At 64.1% G+C, this 23088-nt stretch carries 20 protein-coding genes; 12 read left to right on the forward strand and 8 right to left on the reverse strand.

The features are described from left to right. Positions 1 to 206 precede the first annotated feature (206 nt). Positions 207 to 1268, forward strand: a complete 1062-nt coding sequence (locus tag HYG81_RS26895) for an NAD(P)-dependent glycerol-1-phosphate dehydrogenase (protein ID WP_180842719.1) — start codon at positions 207 to 209, stop codon at positions 1266 to 1268. 42 nt (positions 1269 to 1310) lie between these two features. Here HYG81_RS26895 and HYG81_RS26900 read toward each other — a convergent pair whose 3' ends face one another. The 3 genes from HYG81_RS26900 to HYG81_RS26910 all read right to left on the reverse strand — a co-directional run bounded on the left by HYG81_RS26900 (position 1311) and on the right by HYG81_RS26910 (position 5084). Beyond that, on the reverse strand, positions 1311 to 2132 hold the full coding sequence (locus HYG81_RS26900) for an ABC transporter permease subunit (RefSeq protein WP_180842720.1): 822 nt from the start codon (positions 2130 to 2132) through the stop codon (positions 1311 to 1313). Beyond that, a complete protein-coding gene (locus tag HYG81_RS26905) occupies positions 2129 to 3076 on the reverse strand; it encodes an ABC transporter ATP-binding protein (RefSeq protein WP_180842721.1) in 948 nt (315 codons plus the stop codon). The genes HYG81_RS26900 and HYG81_RS26905 overlap by 4 nt, the downstream gene beginning before the upstream one ends. 142 nt (positions 3077 to 3218) lie before the next feature. Beyond that, complete coding sequence (locus HYG81_RS26910; RefSeq protein ID WP_180842722.1) at positions 3219 to 5084, reverse strand: S9 family peptidase; 1866 nt, start codon at positions 5082 to 5084, stop codon at positions 3219 to 3221. Between the two features lie 220 nt (positions 5085 to 5304). On the opposite strand from HYG81_RS26910, the gene HYG81_RS26915 reads away from it, so the two are divergent. From HYG81_RS26915 to HYG81_RS26930, 4 genes are all read left to right on the forward strand, one after another. Next, positions 5305 to 6006, forward strand: a complete 702-nt coding sequence (locus tag HYG81_RS26915) for a hypothetical protein (RefSeq protein ID WP_180842723.1) — start codon at positions 5305 to 5307, stop codon at positions 6004 to 6006. A gap of 595 nt (positions 6007 to 6601) precedes the next feature. Beyond that, on the forward strand, positions 6602 to 8407 hold the full coding sequence (locus HYG81_RS26920; RefSeq protein WP_219628720.1) for a hypothetical protein: 1806 nt from the start codon (positions 6602 to 6604) through the stop codon (positions 8405 to 8407). A gap of 137 nt (positions 8408 to 8544) precedes the next feature. Further along, a complete protein-coding gene (locus HYG81_RS26925; RefSeq protein WP_180842724.1) occupies positions 8545 to 9606 on the forward strand; it encodes a glycosyltransferase family 4 protein in 1062 nt (353 codons plus the stop codon). Between the two features lie 86 nt (positions 9607 to 9692). Further along, complete coding sequence (locus HYG81_RS26930) at positions 9693 to 10103, forward strand: HIT family protein (protein ID WP_180842725.1); 411 nt, start codon at positions 9693 to 9695, stop codon at positions 10101 to 10103. Between the two features lie 81 nt (positions 10104 to 10184). Here the strand turns inward: HYG81_RS26930 and trpB are convergent, their stop codons facing one another. The 3 genes from trpB to HYG81_RS26945 all read right to left on the reverse strand — a co-directional run bounded on the left by trpB (position 10185) and on the right by HYG81_RS26945 (position 12581). Beyond that, positions 10185 to 11336 carry a tryptophan synthase subunit beta gene (trpB, locus tag HYG81_RS26935; protein WP_180842726.1) on the reverse strand — a complete coding sequence of 384 codons (1152 nt, stop codon included), beginning with the start codon at positions 11334 to 11336 and terminating at the stop codon, positions 10185 to 10187. 119 nt (positions 11337 to 11455) lie between these two features. Beyond that, on the reverse strand, positions 11456 to 12439 hold the full coding sequence (locus HYG81_RS26940; protein WP_180842727.1) for a YeiH family protein: 984 nt from the start codon (positions 12437 to 12439) through the stop codon (positions 11456 to 11458). A 4-nt stretch (positions 12440 to 12443) separates the two neighbouring features. Further along, positions 12444 to 12581: a hypothetical protein gene (locus tag HYG81_RS26945; RefSeq protein WP_180842728.1), complete on the reverse strand. Its 138-nt coding sequence runs from the start codon at positions 12579 to 12581 to the stop codon at positions 12444 to 12446. A gap of 262 nt (positions 12582 to 12843) precedes the next feature. Between HYG81_RS26945 and HYG81_RS26950 the strand changes: the two genes are divergently transcribed. Then, a complete protein-coding gene (locus HYG81_RS26950) occupies positions 12844 to 13152 on the forward strand; it encodes a DUF7553 family protein (protein ID WP_226376046.1) in 309 nt (102 codons plus the stop codon). An 11-nt stretch (positions 13153 to 13163) separates the two neighbouring features. Here HYG81_RS26950 and HYG81_RS26955 read toward each other — a convergent pair whose 3' ends face one another. Continuing rightward, on the reverse strand, positions 13164 to 14849 hold the full coding sequence (locus tag HYG81_RS26955; protein ID WP_180842729.1) for an NADH-quinone oxidoreductase subunit D: 1686 nt from the start codon (positions 14847 to 14849) through the stop codon (positions 13164 to 13166). Between the two features lie 247 nt (positions 14850 to 15096). Here HYG81_RS26955 and HYG81_RS26960 point away from each other — a divergent pair, with 247 nt between their 5' ends. Continuing rightward, the gene (locus HYG81_RS26960) at positions 15097 to 16032 is read left to right on the forward strand and encodes a phosphatase PAP2 family protein (protein ID WP_180842730.1); all 936 of its coding nucleotides are present in this window, start codon (positions 15097 to 15099) and stop codon (positions 16030 to 16032) included. Between the two features lie 51 nt (positions 16033 to 16083). Here HYG81_RS26960 and HYG81_RS26965 read toward each other — a convergent pair whose 3' ends face one another. Beyond that, entirely contained in the window at positions 16084 to 16884 is an 801-nt protein-coding gene (locus HYG81_RS26965; RefSeq protein ID WP_180842731.1) for a prolipoprotein diacylglyceryl transferase, read from the reverse strand. Positions 16885 to 17198: 314 nt separating this feature from the next. Here HYG81_RS26965 and HYG81_RS26970 point away from each other — a divergent pair, with 314 nt between their 5' ends. The 5 genes from HYG81_RS26970 to HYG81_RS26990 all read left to right on the forward strand — a co-directional run bounded on the left by HYG81_RS26970 (position 17199) and on the right by HYG81_RS26990 (position 23066). Beyond that, positions 17199 to 18854 carry a sulfatase gene (locus tag HYG81_RS26970; RefSeq protein ID WP_180842732.1) on the forward strand — a complete coding sequence of 552 codons (1656 nt, stop codon included), beginning with the start codon at positions 17199 to 17201 and terminating at the stop codon, positions 18852 to 18854. Positions 18855 to 19160: 306 nt separating this feature from the next. Next, on the forward strand, positions 19161 to 19457 hold the full coding sequence (locus HYG81_RS26975; protein ID WP_180842733.1) for an Hsp20/alpha crystallin family protein: 297 nt from the start codon (positions 19161 to 19163) through the stop codon (positions 19455 to 19457). 80 nt (positions 19458 to 19537) lie between these two features. Beyond that, on the forward strand, positions 19538 to 20203 hold the full coding sequence (locus HYG81_RS26980; RefSeq protein ID WP_180842734.1) for a lactate utilization protein: 666 nt from the start codon (positions 19538 to 19540) through the stop codon (positions 20201 to 20203). Between the two features lie 96 nt (positions 20204 to 20299). Further along, entirely contained in the window at positions 20300 to 21664 is a 1365-nt protein-coding gene (locus HYG81_RS26985; protein ID WP_180842735.1) for a WD40/YVTN/BNR-like repeat-containing protein, read from the forward strand. 271 nt (positions 21665 to 21935) lie between these two features. Next, positions 21936 to 23066: a GNAT family N-acetyltransferase gene (locus tag HYG81_RS26990; protein ID WP_180842736.1), complete on the forward strand. Its 1131-nt coding sequence runs from the start codon at positions 21936 to 21938 to the stop codon at positions 23064 to 23066. Positions 23067 to 23088: the final 22 nt, after the last annotated feature.

The raw sequence follows: 23088 nt of genomic DNA on the forward strand, positions 1-23088 counted from the left end.
GCGCACGCAGAAGTAACCATACGGATGCTGTCGGACGACGCGGTCATAAACGCGTCGCTCCGACCGGTCGGATTCCCCCCGCTCGAGCGCGGACATCGGGGAACCGACGCGAATCGGATCGGATCGAATTGGATCGGACTGCTCGCGGCACGGCCGCGAACCGCTCGAGGAAAAACCGTATGACCCCTGCGTGAGTCAGGGAACCTATGTTCGAAAAGTCGACGTGGATCCGCCTGCCGCGAAACGTCGTCGTCGGCCACGGCGTTCGCAACGAGGTCCTCGGTGTGGTCAACGACCTCCACTTACAGGGACGACCGCTGTTCGTCACGAGCCCGACGCCCCGCGAGGTCGCCGCGGACCCCATCGCGGCGGACTTCGAGGCCGCCGGGATCGAGCCCGCGATCGTCACGATCGAGAGAGCGACCTTCGAGGCCGTCGAGCGGGTGATCGAGGTCGCCGAGGCCGAGGACGTCTCCTATCTGGTCGGCATCGGCGGCGGGAAGGCAATCGACATCGCGAAACTGGCCAGTCACCACCTCGATATGGGCTTTCTCTCGGTGCCGACGGCGGCCAGCCACGACGGGATCGTCAGCAATCGCGGCTCCGTGCCAGACGGGGACTCCCGCCACAGTGTCGCCGCAGAGCCGCCGCTCGCGGTCGTCGCCGACACCGGCATCCTCGCCGACGCGCCGTGGGAGCTGACGACCGCCGGCTGTGCGGACATCATTTCCAACTACACCGCCGTGATGGACTGGCGGCTCGCCCAGCGGCTCAAGGACGTCGAGTACTCCGAGTACGCCGCCGCGCTCTCGGAGATGACCGCCGAAATTCTCGTCGACAACGCCGATCTCATCCGGCCAGGACTCGAGGAATCCGCCTGGGTCGTCACCAAGGCGCTCATGTCCTCGGGCGTCGCGATGAGTATCGCCGGGTCCTCGCGGCCGGCCAGCGGCGCGGAGCACCTCTTTTCGCACCAACTCGACCGACTGGCACCCGACGCGGCGTTACACGGCCACCAGGTCGGCGTCGGCTCGATCTTGACCGCCTATCTCCACCAGGGCGGGGACGGTATCTGGCGCGACATTCGCGACGCGCTCTCGAGCATCGACGCGCCGACGACCGCCGACGACCTCGGGATCGGCGATGAGACGGTGATAGAGGCGCTGACGACCTGCCACGAGATCCGGGACCGCTACACGATCCTCGGCGACGGGATGAACGAGCGCGCCGCTCGAGACGTGGCGACGAAAACGGGCGTCATCGACTGACGCGACGACTCGATGGCGAGTGACGAACTCGTCGACCGGCGATCAGCCCAGATCAGCACGTTCGAACCGCCAGATACCGAGCACGAGCGGGATGACCAGCCACGCCAGCAGGATTCCAATCATCGCTTCTCCCTCGAGATACCACGGACTGTCCGGCGGTATCTGGCCAACTTCGGCTGGAAAGACGAGGTCGAGTGAGTTGACGAACGCCATCAGCGGACTCACGACCGATTCGACGAACCTGAGGATATCCATAGAGAGGTCCGCTCCGAGCAGATCATTGAAGATCCAGTCGAGAGCCGTGTTCACCAGTCCGAATAGGGCGAGGACGTTCGTGACGAAGAAAAAGCCGATTACGCCGCCCATCGCTCGCGATCGGGAGGCCGTCGCGGCGGAGATACCGATCGCGATCGAGACGTACGTCAGGGTGAACAGAATCGTCAATGCGAGCGTCCCGAGGAACATCTCGACATCGAACGACGTGTACCAGAGTAGTCCGAGGACGGCGCCGACGCCGAAACCGACGAGGATCGCTCCGACGACGACGGCCGAGCGGGTGAGAAACTTCCCGAGAACGACATCGCGGCGACTGTTCGGAATCGAGAGCATGTACTTGATACTCCCGGACTCGCGTTCGCCGGCGATCCCCAGGTAGGCGGTCACGAGCGCGATGAGCGGGATGATCATCGCACCATAGTTGGTCAATCCGAGTAGGGCGCTGTAGAAGTTGGGGTCCTCGATTCCGTTCTGGCCGAAGTAGAACATCAACACCGCGATGAGCACGTAGAGGCCAGTGACGAACCAGATCATCTTGGCCCGGCGGACGTCGAGGAAGTCCTTCTTCGCGACGTCGAGCGTGCTCATGCCGTCACCTCCGGCGCCGGGGCCTTCTCCTCGTCCGTCCGCTCGTCGTTCGTATAGGTGTTGAACAGTTGCTCGAGCGAGGTGTCCTCGGAGATGATGTCCTCGACAGTCGTCGCCCCGGCAACCCGTTCGACGACCTCGACCTTGGCCGACGGGTCGGCGCAGGTCGCCGTGATCGTCGTCCCCTCGACGCTGACCGAGCGGACGCCCTCGAGTCCCTCGAGGGCGAGCGAATCGGGCACCGTCGCGACCTCCAGTGAGATCGGCGCGCCGAGGTTGAGGTCGCCCTGCAGGTCGTCGAGCGTGCCGGTCGCGACTAGGTTCCCCTCATTCATGATGCCGATCCGGTCACAGACGGCCTCGACCTCCCCGAGGATGTGACTCGAGAAGAAGACCGTGGTCCCCCGCTCGGCCTCCTGTTGGATAATCTCGCGCATCTCCTGCATCCCCGTGGGATCGAGCCCCGAGGAGGGTTCATCGAGGATCAGGAGGTCGGGGTCGCCGACCAGAGCCATCCCAAAGCCCAGTCGCTGGGTCATCCCCTTCGAGTAGCCGCCGGCGGCTCGGTCGCCGTCCTCGCTGGTGAGCCCGACCCGCTCGAGGAGTTCGTCGGGATCGTCGTCGGTCCCTTTCGTGTCGATGACCCATTGGAGGTGTTCGCGCGCGGTGAGTCGATCGTAGACACTCGCGCCTTCGGGGAGGACGCCGATCCGGTGGCGGATCTCGTCGGTGTCGGTCTGTGCGTCGAGTCCGAGCACCGTCGCGGTCCCCTCGGAGGGACGCACGAAGTCCAGCAGCATGTTGATCGTGGTCGACTTCCCGGCGCCGTTCGGGCCGAGGAAGCCGAATACTTCGCCTTCTTCGACGGTCAGGTCGAGGTCGTCGACCGCGAGGACATCCTCGCCGTACCGTTTGGTCAGGGCGGTTGTTTTGATAGCGGGCATACATGATCCTCCCGACTACCGAAATGTAAATCTTGCTAAGTGTGAAGGGAACTATTAACGACCGGCAGATAATAACAAACGCGGTGAACCGATCGCCACTCGACGCACCGGATCGCTGGGTTGGAGGCCGTCCCGGACCGACTCAGACGTGCTCGTCGAGGAAGTCCGCGATTTCGGAGTAGGCTTCGATGCGGTTCTCGAGCTTCGAGAAGCCGTGTCCCTCGTCCTCAAATATCAGTTTTCGGACCGGAACGCCCTGTTCGGCCGCTTTCTCAGCGATCTGTTCGGCTTCGCCGACCGGGACGCGAGGATCGTTCTCGCCGTGGAGGACGAACAGCGGGGCCTCGATCTGCTCGACGTTGTTGATCGGAGAGATCTCCTCGAGGAACTCGCGATCATCGGCGAGCGAGCCGTACTCGGCCTCGCGGAGTTCGCGCCGCCAGTCACCGGTGTTCTCGAGGAACGTGACGAAATTCGCGATGCCGACGACGTCGACGCCGGCGGCCCAGAGGTCGGGGTACTCGGTCAGCGCGGCCAGCACCATGAAGCCGCCGTAGGAGCCGCCCTTGGCGGCGATCCGATCGGGATCGATTGCGGGATGATCCTGCAGCCACTCGACGCAGGCTCGAATATCCGCGACCGAGTCCATCCGCTTTTCGACGTCGTCGAGGGCGGCGTACTCGGCGCCGTAGCCCGACGACCCGCGGACGTTCGGCTCGAAGTAGGCGTAGCCCCGATCGAGGAAGTACTGTTTGACGCTCGAGAAGGAGGGACGACGCTGGCTCTCTGGGCCGCCGTGGATGTCGACGATGACGGGTGTCTCTCCCGCTTCGTGCTCGTCAGGCAGCGTGAGGAAACCCGGTACCTCGAGCCCAGCGCGAGACGACGTCTCGCGTGCGGACGGGCGTGGCCCGTCAACGCCGAAGCTCTCCACGCCGACCAGATCGGAGTCGCGAAACGATTCCGGAGGGATACCTGCAGTCGGCGCGCTGGTCCATTGCTCAGTCTCACCGCTCTCGAGATCGACCACGAAGACGTTCGTGTTGACCGCGTCGCCGGTCGTCGACAGCGCGAACCGTTCCGCGTCGGGATCGAAACTCACGCCGCCGGAGATACCGCCCGGCAGATCGGGTTCGGGGAAGGTCTCGAACGCGGTCGGCTCATCGGCGTCGAACTCCCCGACCGTCAGGTCGGTGTACCCCTCGACGTTTCGCGAGTAGACGAATCGCCCGGTCTCGTCGTCGAGCGCGATACCGCCGACGTTCCAGCCGTCCCCGTCGGCGACCGTCTCGAGATCCTTCGTCTCGAGGTCGAGGTAGGCTAAATACAGGGTGTCGGTGTCGCCCTCGTCGGTCACGAGGTAGATACCCTCGCCGTCCGGAGCCCAACTGGCGCTCCGGTAGCGCACATCGCCCTCGTGGGGCGTGAGGTGCTCGAGTTCGCGCTCGTCGGCCGCGAGATTGAGGATGTAGAGGTCCTGATCGAAGTTGGAGTAGGCCTGCGAGACGAGCAGCCGGGAATCGTCGGGGCTCCAGCCGGACAGCGAGAGCCAGCCGTCGCCCTCGTAGACGAGGGTCGCATCGTCTCCCCGCTCGTCGCGGTCCTGGACGTAAACGTCGAAGACGGACTCGTCGCGGCGGTTCGAGGTGAAGGCGAACTGATCGCCGTCGTGGCTCCAGCCGCCCCATCTGTGTTTGGCGTCGGGCATCGCCGTCAGATTCTCGATCTCGCCCGTCTCGGCGTCGAGCCGAAATAGCTGGGCGCGCTCGTTGCCGCCCTCGTCCATTCCGAAGATTAGCTCCGGTCGCTCGGGCGACCACGAGGCGAAGGTTACTCGCTCGTCGTAAAACGTTCGCTGCTCGGGCCAGGATCGGGGTTCCTCGAGCGTCCAGATCTGCGGCGTACCTGTCGTGTTCATCAGGAAAGAGAGCCGTTCGCCGTCGGGACCGAACGACGCGCCGTAGGCGCTGCGGACGTTGAGATAGCGCTCGATATCGTAGTTTCCCATGGCAGGGGCGTACGGACTCGAGCGGGTAGACGTTTCGGTCGAACGGGCTCGCGGAGGCGGAGCATCCCGTAAGAGCCGTAAAGGCCGGCTATCCCCGTTCGCCGACGATTACGATGGCGTGTCGACTCGAGTGACAGGTGGCTGATTGGCCGCCGTGGCGGCGGTTCGCTCGGCTGATGGCTGCGCTTAACAATACCGTCTCTCGTGGCGAACACAGTCGATGCCAGACGAGACCGACTCGTCGTCGACTGGGGCCGTCCTGGTGACGACTGTGATCATCCTCGCGGCGTTCGGGCTGACCGTCGCAGCCGTCGGCCCGGAGCTGTTCGTAGGCGATGGAGACGACACGCCCGAGTCCGACGGCGAAACGGAACCGCTGGAGGAGCACGGAACCGACAGTAATGAGACGGGGACAGATGATGCCGGGAACGAGGGTGACGACCGCGCGGACGGAGAGTCGGCGACTGATCCGAGCGAGGAAAACGAAACCGAGAGCGGTGATACCGAGACTGGCGACACTGAGACTACTGGTACCAACGAGACTGCCGATGGGAACGAAACTGAAGAAGACGATGTCACTGACGGTGACGAATCCGGAGGGAATGAAACCGAAGCGGGGAGTGACGAAACCGAAGACGAAGCGCGAGAGGCCGAGGAGGACGACGAGACGGACGAGGAGCTCAACGAGACGGGAACGGGGACTGACGAGGACCAGAGCGATGACGAGACGGCTACCGATGACAGTGATGACAGCGGGAACGACAGTGAATCGACTACCGACGCTGATGAGACCGATAACGGCACGAGCAACGATGACAGCACGGACGAAGGCGACGATTCGGACGACACCGACGGCGGCTTCTTCGACGGGATCGGATCGTTTTTCGAGGACCTCCTCCCCAGCGGCGAGGATGACGAGTAATCGCTTCGAGTCCAACACTCGATTCACAGAAACCAACGACGGCTATCCGTCGCTGTGTATCCCTCATTACCGGCCGAATCCGAACGAAGTCTGTGGTTGAGCCTCAAGCCCGAGGGCGATTCAGTAGCGCAAGACTGCTCGTATCGCTCGAAGCGAGATGCGATCGGCTCGATAGACCGAGTCGAGTGGCGACAGCAGTAATTGCTTCTATTGCGGGCCCACACCGTATTCATTGGGACAGGGGCCACGGTACCCGATATTTCGTTCAGGTATGACGAGAATATGGGCGAGTATTTCGGTGACGGCAGTGGAACTGTAACAGTTTTGCTTCTGATAACCCATTGTTTCATCCGGGTAAACTTGGCCGTATATCTGGCTTCAAATAATCCAATTCACCTTGTATAATGGCGCCAGAAATTTCCAATCGTTCAGTCGCCTGTGTGGTGTCCATAACGAAGAACACGATTGTCGTCGGATTGGCCTGCAGTTTGAGAAAACCATGAGAGACGAATCAACGGGGCGGGTCGATCCGAACTGGAGAAACGGTATACGGACATCACTGACAATTTTCGTCGTCTTACTGGCAGTCGTCGGTATGACGTTCGGCACGGGGATCGCCATGGCGAGTGGCGATTCGACGACACACGCGGCGTCAGCAGCAGACGACGATCAGACAGCCAAATTCACGGCACTCGATGTCACAGTCGAGTGTCAGCTCGAAAGTGGACAGATCAACGTTTCGAACCCGAATGACGTGCCGGCCGAGCTCACGCTCGAGCGGGTTGACAGTGATCAGTCACCGTCTCAGCAGGAAAACGAGACGGTCGAAGCCAACGGCAACATCACGTTCTCCGACCTCGAGGACGGAACGTACAACCTCACTGCTGAAGCGGACGGAATGGAGGTTCCGGTCGAGATTCCTGACGACGTCACTCCCGACGAGTTGGACGAGAACAAAGAGAACCTGATCGTGATCGACTGCGCTGCAGACGGGAAGCAGGTCAGCACCAGTGCAGTTGATAGTGGGACTGGAGAGTCAACCTCCACGGATAAGCAGGATAAGCAAGTTACCACAGACAAGCAAGACTCCGCAGATAAGCAGGCTACCACAGACAAACAGGACAAGCAAGCTACCACGGATCAGCAGGACTCTGCAGATAAACAAGCTACCACGGATCAGCAAGACTCCGCAGATAAGCAGGCTACCACGGATCAGCAGGACTCTGCAGACAAGCAGGCTACCACGGATCAGCAGGACTCTGCAGACAAGCAAACTACCACGGACGAGCAAGACGATGTTTCAAAAGATCGGCAGGACCAAACTGCACAGCAGCAGGTCACAGATGACACTGCTAATAGTGATCCGACTGCCGGCGCCCAGAATGGCGATAAGGGTCAGCAGTTAGACGACGAAACTGACGCCACTGAAGACGACGGTACGGACGGCAATGACGTCACTGACGGTGACGATGGCGCTAACGACAAAGACGTCACCGATGGAACTGATGGCGAAGACGGTGCTGGCGACAAGAATGGTGCCGATGGCACCGACAGCGAGGGCGACGACAAGAACGACGGCAAGGACAAGGGCGACGATAAACACGACGACAAGAACGACGATAAACACGACGACAAGAACGACGGCAAGGACAAGGGCGACGATAAACACGACGACAAGAACGACGATAAACACGACGACAAGAACGACGGCAAGGACAAGGGCGACGATAAACACGACGACAAGAACGACGATAAACACGACGACAAGAACGACGGCAAGGACAAGGGCGACGATAAACACGACGACAAGAACGACGACAAACACGACGACAAGAACGACGACAAACACGACGACAAGAACGACGGCAAGGACAAGGGCGACGATAAACACGACGACAAGAACGACGACAAACACGACGACAAGAACGACGACAAACACGACGACAAGAACGACGACAAACACGACGACAAGAACGACGACAAACACGACGACAAGAACGACGACAAACACGACGACAAGAACGACGACAAACACGACGACAAGAACGACGACAAACACGACGACAAGAACGACGACAAACACGACGACAAGAACGACGGCAAGGACAAGGGCGACGATAAACACGACGACAAGGGCGACGACAAACACGACGACAAGAACGACGACGGCAAGGACAAGAACAACGGCGAGGACAAGAAGGGATCTAACGAAAAGACTGAAGACACGGCAGGTCCGGCCGAACCAGCCGAACCAGCCGAACCAGCCGAACCAGCCGAACCAGCCGAACCAGCCGAACCAGTTGAGCCAGTCGAACCAGTTGAGCCAGTCGAACCAGTCGAACCAGCTAATCCGAGTGTTTCGTCAGGTTCGGGTGGCCCCAGCGGGTCCGGAAGTCCCTGACGAAAGGTTCGGTCGCACGCCATCACCACTGCTGTAACGTTTTTTCCACCGCGATCCGATATTCCTGCTGACCGTCTCGAGTTCCCGATAGAGTGAAAAAAGTGACTTTATAGCCCGGGGCTACGTGGCGGCCGAATATGCGAATCGCGTTCGTCTCGTTCGAAACGGTTCACCACCGCGATACCGAGACGAACCAGCGGTTTCGAACCGTCTACGAGCTGTTTGCGGAACGCGGCCACGACGTTCACTGTTACTGTGCCGGGTTCTGGGCCGGCGACGAGTCCACGTTCGAGCGAGACGACGTTACCTACCACGCGGTCTCCACCGGCACCGATGCCCGGAGTTCGTTTCTCCTCCGATTGCCGTTCGTCCTCGCGGCTGCGAGTCCGGACGTGATCCACGTCGGCGCGCAGCCGCCGAGTCAGGTGCTTGCGGCCAGCTGGGGATCGACACTCGCGCGTGCACCGTTGCTCCTCGAGTGGTACGGCGACGACGGCGTATCCGACACGCGGTGGACCCGCCTCGCGGCGGGCCGACCGGCTCGGATCGTTACCCCCTCAGAACTCGTTGGAACGTGGGTCCGTGAACTCGGAGCCGACGGCGAGCTCGTCGAGACCGTCCCGAACCCGATCGATTGCGACCGAATTCAGCGTGTGGAGCCGGGCGAGGACGTCGACGTGATCTACGCCCGCCGACTCGACGAAGGGGCCAACCTCGAGAGCCTGCTGTTGGGGCTGGCCGAACTCCGCGGCCGCGACTGGTCCGCGAATGTCGTCGGCGACGGCCCCGAACGCGAGACCTACGAGCAGCTCGCACGAGATCTCCGGATCGAGGATCGCGTGACGTTCGTCGGTGAGCTCGATCTCGACGAGCGGATCGCGGCCTACCGCGGGGCACACGTGTTCGCCCAGACGGCCGATCACTGCGTCTTCCCGACGGAGATGCTGTGGGCGCTCGCCGCGGGCTGCGTCGGCATCGTTGAGTACCACGCGAACTCGAGCGCCCACGAACTCGTCGAAGGCCGGGATCGAGGGTTCCGGACCACCAGCGAGGACGAACTGGCAGAAGCCATTCTCGCAGCGGGCGACCTCGAGCACCGCGCGTACGACGAGGCGTTCGCGGACTACGATCGGTCCGCGATAGCAGAGCGGTATCTCGAGCAGTACCGCACGCTACAGGACGAATACGGGCTGCTCTGAGCAGTGCCAGCGGCGGCGATTTCGTTCGACCCGGTCGCCGCTCCGGACGGAGTTAGATATATGTCGTCGAAAAAGAAAGTACAGTCATGAACGACGACTGTGGTTTCTGCCGAATCATCGCTGGCGACCGATCGGCACACGTCCTCCACGAAGACGAGCGGACGATTGCATTTCTCGACGCGAATCCGGCCGTGACAGGACACAGCCTCATCGTTCCGCGGGTCCACGAGGAAGACGTCCTGACGATCGACGAATCGGTTTCGACGGCGATCTTCGAGACGGTTCGAACCGTCGCGAACGCACTCGAGGCGACGCTCGAGCCGACCGGGTTCAGCGTCTTTCACACCAGCGGGCCGCTGGTCGGGACCGTCGACCACGCACACGTCCACCTCGTGCCCCGCTTTACGGACGACGACGTAGCGCTGTCGTTGCCGCGGAACCGTCTCGATCCCGATGACGCCACGGCCCTGACGGGTCGCGTTCGAGCCCACCTGTGATGGGGTCATCCCTCGAGCACCGAGTCGACATCGATGCTCGTCGCGATCCGCGTCGGCGCTCGCAGTGATCGACGTCGACGCTCAGAGATCGAACTTCGCGGCCGCCGTCTCCATATCCTTGTCACCGCGACCCGAGAGATTCACGAGGATGGTGTCGTGTTCTCCCTCCTCCGCGAGTTCGATCGCGCGAGCAATCGCGTGGCTGGACTCGAGTGCCGGGATGATTCCCTCGGTTTCACTCAGTTCGCGGAAGGCCGCGAGCGCTTCGTCGTCGGTGATCCCCGTGTATTCACAGCGACCGACGGCACGGAACATGGCGTGTTCGGGGCCGACGCCGGGGTAATCCAGTCCCGCTGAGACGGAGTGGACGTCGACGTCGTCGTCGATGACCCGCGTCTTCATGCCGTGCAGGACGTCGTCCGTTCCCTTCGCGAGCGGGGCCGCGTGTTGGCTCGAGTCCGATCCCTTCCCGCCGCCCTCGGCGCCGTAGAAGTCGACGGGATCGTCGCGGAAGGCATGGAAGAGACCGATCGCGTTCGAGCCGCCGCCGACGCAGGCGACCGCCGCGTCGGGGAGGTCACCGGTGCGCTCCCGAATCTGTTCGCGAGCCTCGCGACCGATGACGCTCTGGAAGTCACGAACCATCCGCGGGAACGGGTCGGGACCGACGACGCTGCCGACCAGATAGTGGGTGTCCTCGACGTTCTCGGCGAAGTCCTCGAGCGCGGCATCGACTGCGTCCGCGAGTCCTTCGTCGCCCCGGGTTACCTCGTTGACTTCCGCCCCCATCAGGCGCATCCGGAAGGCGTTCATCTCCTGGCGTTCGACGTCCTTTTTGCCCATGTAGATCTCCGTCTCGAGGCCCAGCAGCGCGCCGACCATCGCGGTCGCGGTGCCGTGTTGTCCGGCACCGGTCTCGGCGATCAGCCGGTCGCGGCCGGCCCGCTTGGCGAGCAGGGCCTGCCCGAGGCAGTTGTTGATCTTGTGCGCACCGCCGTGGAGTAGGTCCTCGCGCTTGAGGTAGATCTCGGCACCGTAGCGCTCGCTTAGGTTCCGTGCGTAGTACAGCGGGGTCGGTCGGCCGGCGAACTCCTCGAGCAGGCCGCGCAATTCGGACTGGAACTCGTCGGTGGTCGCGACGTCGTCGTACGCCGCGGCGAGTTGGTCGAGCGGTTCTCGAAGCGGTTCCGGAACGTGTCGACCGCCGTATCCCTCGAATTCTCCGTTTTCCATGCTAATGGCTTCCGCGCTCATCACCAAGTATGTTCCGCGGTGACGCCCGGCCTCCGCGGTCGGCGGTAGAGATATCACTGCGACCGTCGACGGAATGCAGTCGGATTCGGAGCCGGCCGTCAGAACAATACCAGCAGCGCCGTCAGCGAGAGCGCACTACTGGCGAGCAACGCCAGCAGAACGACGAGAGCGGGCAGCAGCCCGGTCGCCCTGAGGTTACCGAGTCGGATTTCGGTTCCGAGGCCGACGAACGCGAGTGCGAACAGCCAGTCGTAGGCGTGCTCGATCGACGCCTGCTGTGCCGCGGAAAACAGGCCGGCACTCGCGATGAGGGCAACTGCGAAAAATCCGAGAACGAACGTCGGGAACTCGTCCCAGAGCGTCCGGAGGGACGGGCGACTGCCGCCCCCGGATCGGCTGTAGTACCCCGCGTACGCGAGCACGACGACGCCGATCAGCGCGTTTCTCGAGAGCTTCGTCATCGTCGCCCACTGTCCGGCTACCTCGGAGTGAGCGAAGCCGACCGCGACGACGGGTCCCGTCGAGAACATGCTGACGCCGGCCCAGATCCCGAAGACCGTCCCGGAGAGGTCCAGCAGGTCGCCGACGATCGGGTAGACGACGATCGTGATCGCGTCGAACAGCAGGACCGTCGCCGCCGCGTAGGCGATCTGGTCCTCGCGCGCGCTGATGGCACCGGCGACCGCGACGACCGCGGAGACGCCGCAGATGCTGGCACCGGCCGCGAGCAGCGAGCCGAGTTGCTCGGTCAATCCGAAGACGTTCCGTGCGAGCAGTTCGACGAAGAGCAGCGAGAGCGCGGCCGCAACGACCACGAGGAGGAAGACGGGGCCGCCGACCTCGAGGACGGTGTCGACCGATATCGACGCGCCCATAAGGACGATGCCGGCCCCCAGCCACAGGTTGTGCGTCGCGAGACCGGGCTCGAGCCACGTCGGAATGCCGACGACGTTCGTCGCGACGAATCCGAGTGCGATGGCGAGTAGCAGCCGGTTGAATCCGAGCGACTGCGCGAGCGCCTGCGCCAGCAACGCGCCGAGACAGAGGGCGACGAACCCCGGCAGGAGACGACGAACGATCATCTCGTCACCGAGGAATCTGCAATTCGAGTGCGGCGACCAGTGCGACGATCGCCACCCCGACGACGGTCTTCCAGTCACGTTCCAGCGCCAACCAGCGGACCGTCCCGGTGTCGACGTTCGACCGCCATCCATCGATCGCCATGTGTCCGGTCTCCGGGCGCCACCACAGTTAACAGTTGCCGATCGGTCAGTGATCCGGGCGCACGTTGCCGGTCCGGATGGCGGAGTTGTCAGCGGGGGAGTTTGTCCGAATCCCCTTCTTTGGTGCTCGAGAGCCCTTCACACCGTCGTCTGGTTGATGGTATGGCAACTTGCTCGACTACTCGCGGCGAACCGCACGACCAGTTGCAGCCGGGGGACATTCAGGGGATGTTCACTTCCGTCTTCGACGTCTCGGATCGACCATGGCCGGCGACGACCACCGCGAGCCCGACGAACACTTAAAGCGAGTCCGCGAGCGCCTCCAGCAGGCGACAGATAGCGCGGACCGGACGGTCAAGTCACAACTGAACTCGATCACTGCAGGGGTGTTCGAGGAACAGGAGGGGCACCTGACCCAACCCGAACCGGGGCCGAAGGCCGACCGGATCGCCGAGGTCGCCGAGAAGCTCGAGGGGCTCGCGGACGAGGCGTCGGGCGAGACGGTCGATCACGTCCTCGCCGCTCGTAACCACTGTCTCGAGTACCTCGAGGAAAGTAGCGGCGCCGAATAGGGCAATTCCGTTCAGCGGTCGACGCTCCCGAGCACGATGTCGAGACTGCCCAGCGACGCGATCAGGTCCGCGACGTACTCGCCCTCGGCCATCTCCGGGAGCGCCGAGAGGTTGTGGAAACACGGGCTGCGGATCTTGAACCGCGCCGGCGAGTTCGAGCCGTCCGCGCGGATGTAGATTCCGAGTTCGCCCTTCGCGCTCTCGACGGCGCGGTAGGTTTCGGTCCCCGCGTCCGGCTTCAGCGTCCGCGGGACGTTGCTCTGTACGGTTCGCTCGTCTTCGGGCCAGTCCTCGAGCAAGTCGAGACACTGCTCGATGATCTTCGCGGACTCCTCGACCTCGCGGAGGCGAACGAGGACGCGCGCGTGATTGTCACAGCTGTCCTCGGTGACGACGTTCCACTCGAGGTTCTCGTAGTAGCCGTAGGGGTCGTCCCGGCGGAGGTCGTAGTCGATGCCGGAGCCGCGAGCGACGGGGCCGGTGCAGCCGTAGTCCTTGGCGACCTCGGGCTCAAGGATGCCGGTATCGATCGTCCGCAGCTGGAAGATCTCGTTGCCGGTCAGCAGATCGTGGTACTCGTCGACCTTGGCGGGGAGTTCGTCGAGGAAGTCCCGACACTTCTCGATGAACTCCTCGCGGGGCTCGGGGAGATCCCAGCAGACGCCACCTAGCCGGAAGAAGTAGAACATCATCCGCTGACCCGTGAGATCCTCGAGGATGTCCTGGACGACCTCGCGGTCGCGCATGCCGTACTGGAAGATGGCGGTGAAGTCGCCGTAGACGTCCAGCGCGAACGTCGAGACCGCGAGGAAGTGACCGAGCATGCGGCCGAACTCGGTCGCCATCGTCCGCAGGATCTGGGCGTACTCGGGGACTTCGATGTCGGCGATGTCCTCGATGGCGCGGGCGACCGCCCACTCGTTGGGGAGGTTCGCCGTGTAATCCCAGCGGTTCGAGTACGGGATGATCTGGTGGCGATACGTGCCCTGCTGGCACATCTGCTCCTCGCAGCGGTGCAGGTAGCCGATGTCGGGTTCGACGTCCGCGACCGACTCGCCGTCGAGCACCGTCTCGAGGTGGAGGACGCCGTGGGTTGCCGGATGGTGGGGACCGATATTGAGAAACATCGTCTCCGATTCCTCGCCGCGGTGGTCCTCCCGGAGCGGGTTCGCGTGTTCGGTGTAGCTGACGACCTGTGGCTTGTCCTGATCGTAGTCCAGCGCGAGCGGATGGCCCTGCCACGAGTCGGGAAGGAGAATTCGGGTGAGGTTCGGATGGCCCTCGTACTCGATTCCGACGAGGTCGAAGGCCTCGCGCTCGTGCCAGTCGGCGGTGCGGAAGACCGGTTCAGCGGACTCGCAGACGGGGTCGTCCGTCGGCAACGGCACGATCAGCGTCACCTCGTGGGTCCGCCGGTCGTACTTCGTCATGTGGATGATCGACTCGTAGCGGTCCTCGTACTGTTGAGGAGTGATACACGAGAGGTGGTCGAACCCCGCCTCATCGCGCAGTAAGCCCACCACCTTCCGGACCTCGTCGGGCCGAATCACGAAGGCGGGCGCGTTCTCGTGATCGTCCCGCCCGATCGCGTAGTCGTCGAGCAGGGACTCGAGTGCGGCCTCGTCGACGCCCGCTTCGCGGCGGTGGTCGTGCTCGGGATCGATGCGCTCGGGTTCGGGTTCCGATGTCTCACTCATTGGACGGTCCTCGCCACGCCGACGACCGGCGTTTCGAGAGGCTACAGGTGACGCGGAAATGAGGGTTTTGTCGCATTGTGGTGACTCTCTGTCTCGATTGAACGACGGCGGCCGTACGCGGCGACGAGGGACGGCCGCAAGTGGCGGGGCCCCCACGATCGGTAGTGAAGACGCCCGCGATCGGCGACGGAGACGTCGTCTCGCCCATCGAAACCGTTTATGTATCTCGTCGCCCGTAGCATGGGACATGTCTCGAGGGCTCGACTGGTTCGACGCGTTCCGCGAGGTCGCCCCCGAGTGGGCCATCGTCCTGCTCGGGCTGGTGACCCAGCTCGGGGACGTCTGGTTTCTCGGGGTCGTCGTCGGGACCGTCTACTGGGTGTCGACGACGCGCCGGGACGAGGCCGCCGCCGTTTTCGGGCTGCTGTTAGCCGGACTCTCGCTCATCACGGGCCTGAAGCACGTCTTCGCGCTCCCGCGGCCGGAGCGGGTGCTCGTGGAGGTCGGGGCGCTTCCGGAGACGGTGCACCCGCTGTATCAGGCCACCGCGACGGCGACCGGCTACGGGTTTCCGAGCGGCCACGCACTGATGACGACGATCGTCTACGTCAGTCTGGCCGAATATCTGTCCGTTGGCACGCGTCGACAGCGATACCTCGCTGCCGCCGGACTCGTGACCGCCGTCTGTCTCTCGCGGGTCGGCCTCGGCGTTCACTATCTCGCCGACGTCGTTGCCGGCGTCGCCATCGGGCTGGTGTTTCTGCTGCTCGTCTGGAGATTCCTGGATCGGTACCCGGGGCATCGCGGCACGCTCGGATTCGGACTCGCGACGGGTCTCGCCGCCGTCGCCCTCGTGACGAGTAACGTCGACCTCGATGCCGTACTCCTGTTCGGCACGTCCCTCGGCGCGTTCGCCGGCTGGCAACTCGCCCTCCTCGCTCGCGGGCTGGACGCCAGACGCGGGCCGATACGAACCAGCCGCCCGCTCGCTGCGAGAGCCGTCGTCGTCGTCCTCTCGGTCGCCACGCTCGTCGCGCTCATCGGCTACTACTGGCCCGTTTTGCTGTTCGCCGGGAGCGGCGTTCTCGGACTGCTCGCCGCCGCGTTCGTCACCGCACCCGTGCTGTCCCGTCTCGAACGCGTCGACAGTCTTAGAGGACGGTCCCCCTCGCGTTCGCGGTAGCCCGCGTCGTACCGCTGACCCGCGACACCGGTCGCGGCCCCACGCGGGTAGTTACTCTTCGTTCTCGTCCGAATCCTCCGCGCCCGCGGCGTCAGTCTCGTCCGTCTCCGAGTCGGACTCGTCTGCGTCCGGCGGATCGACCTTCATATCGGAGGCGTCGTCCGCGGGGCTCTCCTCCGGTTCCGTGTCCGCGGTCTGGGTCGGCTGAGCCTGTGTGGGATCCGGCCCCGTCGCTTCGCTCGTCTCGTCTGCCATCGCCGAGTCGGAGACGTCGATCTCTACCCCTTCGGCATCGGTCTCGCGTCGGGGTTCTTCCTCGTCCGCCCCGAGATCCGGTCGAGATTGGGATTCGTCCTCGTCAGGCTCCTCGGTGAAATCAATCTCGGAGCCCGACTCTTCCGCATCGTCGATCCCCGGTTCCGCCGAGATATCACCGTCGGACTGGATCTCGGACTCTCGTCCGGAATCGACGCGTTCGGCGGCGGCGCTGGCTTCGTCCGAGGTCTCCTTTCCGTCGGTCCCCTCGTCGACGTCCGGCACACCCTCGGTCGCGGGCTCGCCGCTCGAGCGGCGCTTGCTGAGCCCGAAGCCGACCAGCCCGGTGCCGACGATACCGAGCGGAATCGCCCGCGAACGGTTCGCAGCCAGCGACCGAATCGCGGCCGCCAGCACGAGTCCGCCGCCGATCAGCGGGAGCGTTCCGCTCTCGAGTGCGGTGGATGCCGCCGAGGCGGCTTGTCCGACTACCGTGTCCAGTTCCTCGAGGTCCTTGATGTCCTCGAGGTCATCGATCTCGTCGAATTCGCCCATCGAAGCGTCCGTCGTCGCGTCGTTTTCGTGATTTGTAGTCATTGGAGAGTCTCCGAGCGACAGTGCTGGTGAGCCTCGATCGTTGAATCGACTCGCTGGCAGGCCGCTGGCCGCAGCCTCGCGAGCCGCCGGGTCACCAGTGATCCGCTCATGGTACCTACGATGTCCGATCGGATGAATATTCGACCGGCAGATGAATACCGACTCCGAGCGCACCGGCCAACTCGGCACGCAGGAGCGATATCGAACGCGGCCGAAATCGGCGGTTTTCACCCGAAGAGCGGGCGATATCTCCGATTACGGCCCTGCATACTCCGGCCCCGTGACCTTCACTGCGTGCCGTTGAAGGAGTAATCATGTCGGACTCTAACGGACGTGACGACGAGTCACATAGTACTGTGCGGAACGTCGTTCTCGTCGTTCTCGATACGGCCCGGGCGAAAAGCGTCGGCATGCAACCGCTTCCGACCGATCGCCCCGACGTCGATGGGGGGGCGTCCGGCGCAGGTGCCGCTCCGGGCGAACTGAACGGAGCCGCCTCGAACGACGATGGCGTTGGCGCACGTCCGACGCCGACGCTGACGCGACTGGCCGACGAAGGAACCGCGTTCCAGAACGCGTTCGCGACCGCGCCCTGGACGCTCCCCTCCCACGCGTCGTTTTTCACTGGGACCTATCCCTCTGATCACGGCACGCACGGCGGACACACCTATCTCGACGATAGTCTGCGAACCCTTCCTGAAGCGTTTTCCGACGCGGGATTTCAGACGATCGGCGTCTCGAACAACACCTGGATCACCGAGGAGTTCGGCTTCGACCGCGGGTTCGAGGACCTCCGCAAGGGGTGGCAGTACATCCAGTCCGACGCCGACATGGGGGCAGTAGTCCGCGGCGAAGACCTCCAGGAAAAGCTTAGCGCGACCCGAAACCGACTCTTCGACGGCAACCCGCTGGTCAACGCCGCCAACATTCTCTACAGCGAACTCCTGCAGCCGGCCGGCGACGACGGCTCCGACCGGGCCACCGACTGGATCGCCGACTGGCTCGAGAGCCGTAACGACGAGCGGCCGTTCTTCCTCTTCTGTAACTTCATTGAACCCCACGTCGAGTACGATCCGCCGAAGGCGTACGCCGAACGGTTCCTCCCCGAGGGAGCCAGCTACGAGGAAGCGACCGCGATCAGACAGGACCCCCGCGCCTACGACTGCGAGGACTACGACATCTCCGACCACGAATTCGCCCTGCTTCGCGGCCTGTATCGAGCGGAACTCGCCTACGTCGACCAGCAGGTCGGCCAGCTTCGAACGGCGCTCGAGGAGAGCGGCGAGTGGGAGGACACCCTCTTCGTCGTCTGTGGCGACCACGGCGAGCACATCGGCGACCACGGCTTCTTCGGCCACCAGTACAACCTCTACGACACGCTGCTCAACGTCCCCCTCGTGTTCCACGGCGGCCCGTTCACCGGCGGCCACCGTACCGGCGTCGGGCGACAGCAGGATCTCGTCCAGTTACTCGATCTCCCCGCCACGCTCCTCGAGACGGCCGGGATCGACGATCCCGAGCTACGCAAGCAGTGGTCGAGCCGATCGCTCCATCCCGAATCGAACGCCGAGCCGCGCGACGCCGTCTTCGCCGAGTACGTCGCCCCTCAGCCCTCGATCGAGCGGCTCGAGGCCCGCTTCGGCGAGATTCCGGATCGCGTTCGAGAGTTCGATCGGCGGCTGCGGGCGGTCCGCACGGACGAGTACAAGTACGTCCGCGGCGACGACGGCTTCGAACGCCTCCACCGCGTCCGGACCGACCCGCTCGAGCGGACCGATATCAGCGACGGAAACCCGCAGCGAGTGCGGGCGCTTCGCCGGCGGCTCGAGGAGCGCTTTGAACCGCTCGAGACGAACAGCGCGGCGGCGGACGGGATGCCGGCGGGTGGTGCATCAGCGGACGGCACGTCGGAGGAAGTCGAGATGAACGAGGGAACCAAGGAGCGACTGGCGGATCTCGGTTATTTGTGACGATACCGCGGCAGGAGGAGGTATCATCCTCGTTCGTTCAGGAAGGGAAGAAGCTCGTCGTAGCGGGCTAACACCGAAGATGCGTTTCAGAGAAGGGGCCGTGACGGTGAGCGTTTTGCGACCGTAACAACAGGAAATCGCCACGTCCACCCTAGCCGATTTCTCCGATCGTCAGCCGTCTTCGCTGCCGTTCAAACAGCGGACAGCGCGCCACCGCGCGCGGATTGACGGTCGTGACGAAAAGCGATATTAAACGTACAACTGTACACGCGGGGACGTTTCTGGCCGTCGTCGGAACGTCGCCCCGTGTCCTCCACTTCGCCTCCCGAAACGACATCGTTCCCGTACCCGACGCAGATCGTCTACGACGGGCGAGCCGACGAGTTGCGCGTCGCCGTCGACGTCGCTCCGACGGCCCGCGAGGACGTGATGGTCGAGGCCGGCGCGCGTCGCCTCCGGATCGCGATCACTCGCGAGGCCGACCTCGCCGAGCGAACCGTCACGCCCCTTCCCCCTGGCCATGTTTTCGGCGACGACCGCGAGGCCATCTACAACCACGGCGTCCTCAGCGTGACCCTCGAGGCCGTCGAATGCTGGCGGTAAATCGAGCCCGTTCGGCCGCCCCCGCCGGTATTCGCTTGCGCCCGTTTGATCCCGCGGCCCGTCAAATGAGCCGTCATGCGATGAGCGACGACTATTACACGAAAGACGATTTCACGGGCGAACTCGAGCTCGACGAGTCGCGCTTCGATCGGGAGCCCGACGACGAGACGATCGAGACAGTTGCGTCGAACGTCGAAGATCGAAACATCGAGGTGCACATTGTCGACGATGGCGAAGCCGCGCGGGAACACCTCCGCGAGCAGATTCCGGAGGGGGCGGACGTGATGGATGGCCACTCCACGACGCTCGAGGAGATCGGCTTCACCGACGACCTCGAGGCCGAAGACGGCTTCGAGTACCTCGGAAACGGCATACGGGAGATCGACGACGATGCGGAACGGTCCCGGGCGCGCCGGGAAGCGACGACCGCCGACGTCTTCGTCGACAGCGTCAATGCGATCGCCGAGAGCGGCGAACTGATCGGGGCCAACGCGCTCGGCAACGCCGTCGGCGCGTGGCCGTTCGGCGCGGAAACCCTGTTACTGGTCGGGAGCACGAACAAAATCGTCGACGACTGGGAAACGGCCGTCGAGCGCGTCCGCGAGTTCGCCTACCCGCTAGAGGACGCCCGCGCGGAGAAGGTGTACGGCCAGGGCAGCACCGTCGGCAAGCTCGTCTCTCTCGAGCACGAGCGGGTCGACGACCGGACCCAGCTCGTGTTGATCGACGAGCCCCACGGGTTCTGAGCGGGTAATCCAGCTCCCAGACGCCGCCGCGGCGTGCCTGCAGCACGCTTTTGCTCGCCAGTCGGATAGGTGGACGCGAGTCCCGGAATTCGACCAATGGCCACCCACAATTCGAGCACCGGCGACGGATTCGTTCCCTTCTTTCGCCGCTACGCGAAGTCGTGGGTTCACGCGGTCGCGGCGGCCGGCATGACCGCCTTCGGGACGCTGACAATCGTCCACCGCGGGTTCGCTCTGCTCGCGCTCGCCTCCTACGTCGTGCCGCCGATCGTGCTGTACGTCCTCGGGCCATCGACCGATCGGCCCGATAGCGACACTGCAGCCGACCGCCGGCGTGACACGGCGAATGACGAGCGAGCGACGGAGGCGGGGACCGCGCCGCTCGAGCGCGCCGAAACCGAGGACGATACCGACGCGGCGGCCATCACTGAACCCAGAGGTGGCACTGAAACCGACCGTGTACCCGAAAGCGGCGGAAACAGTTCAGCGGAGGTGCGTCACGACACCGACCCGAGCGGCGACGACGAACGTACAGCCGCTCGAGCGACCGAGGCCGAGCGCTCCCGCAGTTGGGAACTCGTCGACGTCCCCACCGAGACGACGCTCCGGGACGTCTGCGTCACCGAAACGGGAGCGGTCTACGCGGTGGGCGACGACGGACAGGTGCTCACTGCAGGCCCCGGCGACGGTGACCCCGCCGAGCGCGAGTGGACGGTCGTCCTCGAGGACGGACCGGCCGCCGAGGGCGAGAACCTCAGCGGGGTCGACGCGACCGCTGACGGCGGGGCTGTCTGGATCGCCGGCGACAGCGGTTCGGTTGGCCGGCTCGAGGCCGATACCAGCCGCCACACCGACTACTCGGCTCCGGCGGGGATCACCGACAACTGGCCGGGGGTCGCCGTCGGTGGCTCGAGCGGCGACGAAACGATACTGCTGATCAACGGCTCCGGCGAAGTCCTCCGCGGGCGCTATCGCGACGGCGAGTGTTCGTGGGACGAGCCCGTCACACCCGGTGGCGGCTCGAGCCTGAGCGGGATCGCCCTCGCCGACGCGTCGGTCGGCTACTGCTGCGATACGAACGACGGCGTCTTCGAGACGACCGACGGCGGCGGCTCCTTCGATCGCATCGGGCCCGTCGAGGCCGGCGGAACGCTCGAGAACCTCGCGACGCTGGGGCAGGGTGACTGCCTGGTGAGCGCCGACGACGGCGTCGTCCACCGCTACGGCGGCTCGACGTGGACGCCCGAGCGGGTCGGCGAGGAAGCCATCTGTGGCATCGCTCGCCGGACGGGAGAGACGGTCGCCTGCGACGCGGATGGGATCATCCACGAACGGACCGAGGCCGCGTGGGAACAGGTCGACGCGCGTGCACCCGAGTCGCTGCTGGCCGTCTCGGTCGATGCGGACGGCGAGCGGGCAGTCGCGGTCGGAGAGGACGGAACTGTCGTCGAGCGTCGGTGAGACTGATCGACTGGGATACGATCGACGGAAAGCCGGGCCTCGAGACGGACGGAACTGACGGTAGTGTCGAGTTCATGATCGCTCGGGGTCCGCTGTTCGTCGGCTCGAGCGGACCGAGTACTAATCGAATCAATCGAGTAATTCACGACCTGTCGGATCGGCGTATTCAAGGCAAACCACCATTCCACTCCGAAGCGAATATCGGACTAGCACGACGCATTGGGGGACAGCTCTCGGTTACCCTGCAGACAGCCGTGAAACGGCCATCACCATGAGTACACGCAAACGAACGGCGACGCGATACACCGTTCGCACGTTCGAACCCGATGACCGATCGGTGTTCCTGTCGCTGTACGAATCGGTGTTCGGCCACGAGCGGAACGCGGACTGGTTTCGCTGGAAGTTTAGCGAGAACCCGTATGTCGACCACGTCCCGATCCTCGTAGCGAGCGAGGGCGGCGACCCAGTCGGGTTCCGGTCGTTTTTCGCCCAGGAGATGCGCATCGGCGGGGTCGTCCGGACCGCGTTCCAGCCCTGCGATACGATGGTTCACCCGGATCATCGCGGGCGCGGACTGTTCGGTCGCATGAACGAGCGGGCCATCGAGCGCTACACCGACGGGGAGCCGTCGTTTTTCTTCAACTTCCCGAATGAGAACTCGAAGCCCGGCAACCTGGCATACGGCTGGCGCGAAATCGGGACAGTGCCGGCCTACTACCGGCCACAGAACCCCATCAGCGTCCTCGAGGATCGGATCAAAGCCGGGCCAAGGAGAGACGTTACTGACGCCCAGTCGAGTGACGACGGTCCGGCCACCACCGTCACGGACACGCTCGAGGACGCCATCGCGACCTCTCAGCGGGCCGGCGATCGGCTGCTCGTCGACTCCGACTCCGAGTTCGAGCTCGAATACTATGAGACGCCACCGGCGGACACGCTTGCGGCCATCTATCGCCGATCGATTCCCGAGGCGATCCACTCGAACCGAACTGCAGCGTTCTATCGCTGGCGGTTCGACAACCCCATACACTCGTACGCGGCCTACGTCGCCCGGCGGAACGGCGAGCCCGTCGCCGCGCTCGTCATCTCGACCGAGGACGATCACGTGCGGATCGTCGACGCGCTTCCTCGGACGGTCGAATCGGAATCCGAGCCGCTCAATCGCCTGCTCGCCTCGGCGCTCGACGACTGCGCGGATCGAAGCTACGTCGAAGCGTTCGGGAAAACGCTCCCCGCGCCGCTCCGGTTCCGGTTCTACCCCGATACCCGATTACCGCTGTCCGCGCTGATCAAGCCGACCTCTCGAACGCTCCTCGCGCGCAATCTCGGAGACGAGATCGACCTCGAGTCGAGTTCGATCGCGTCGTGGACGTTCTCCAGACTCGATCTGGACACGACGTGAGGCGGTGAGTCGGGCCGCCGGC

The organism is Natrinema zhouii (assembly GCF_013456555.2).
GTDB classification, from domain to species: domain Archaea; phylum Halobacteriota; class Halobacteria; order Halobacteriales; family Natrialbaceae; genus Natrinema; species Natrinema zhouii.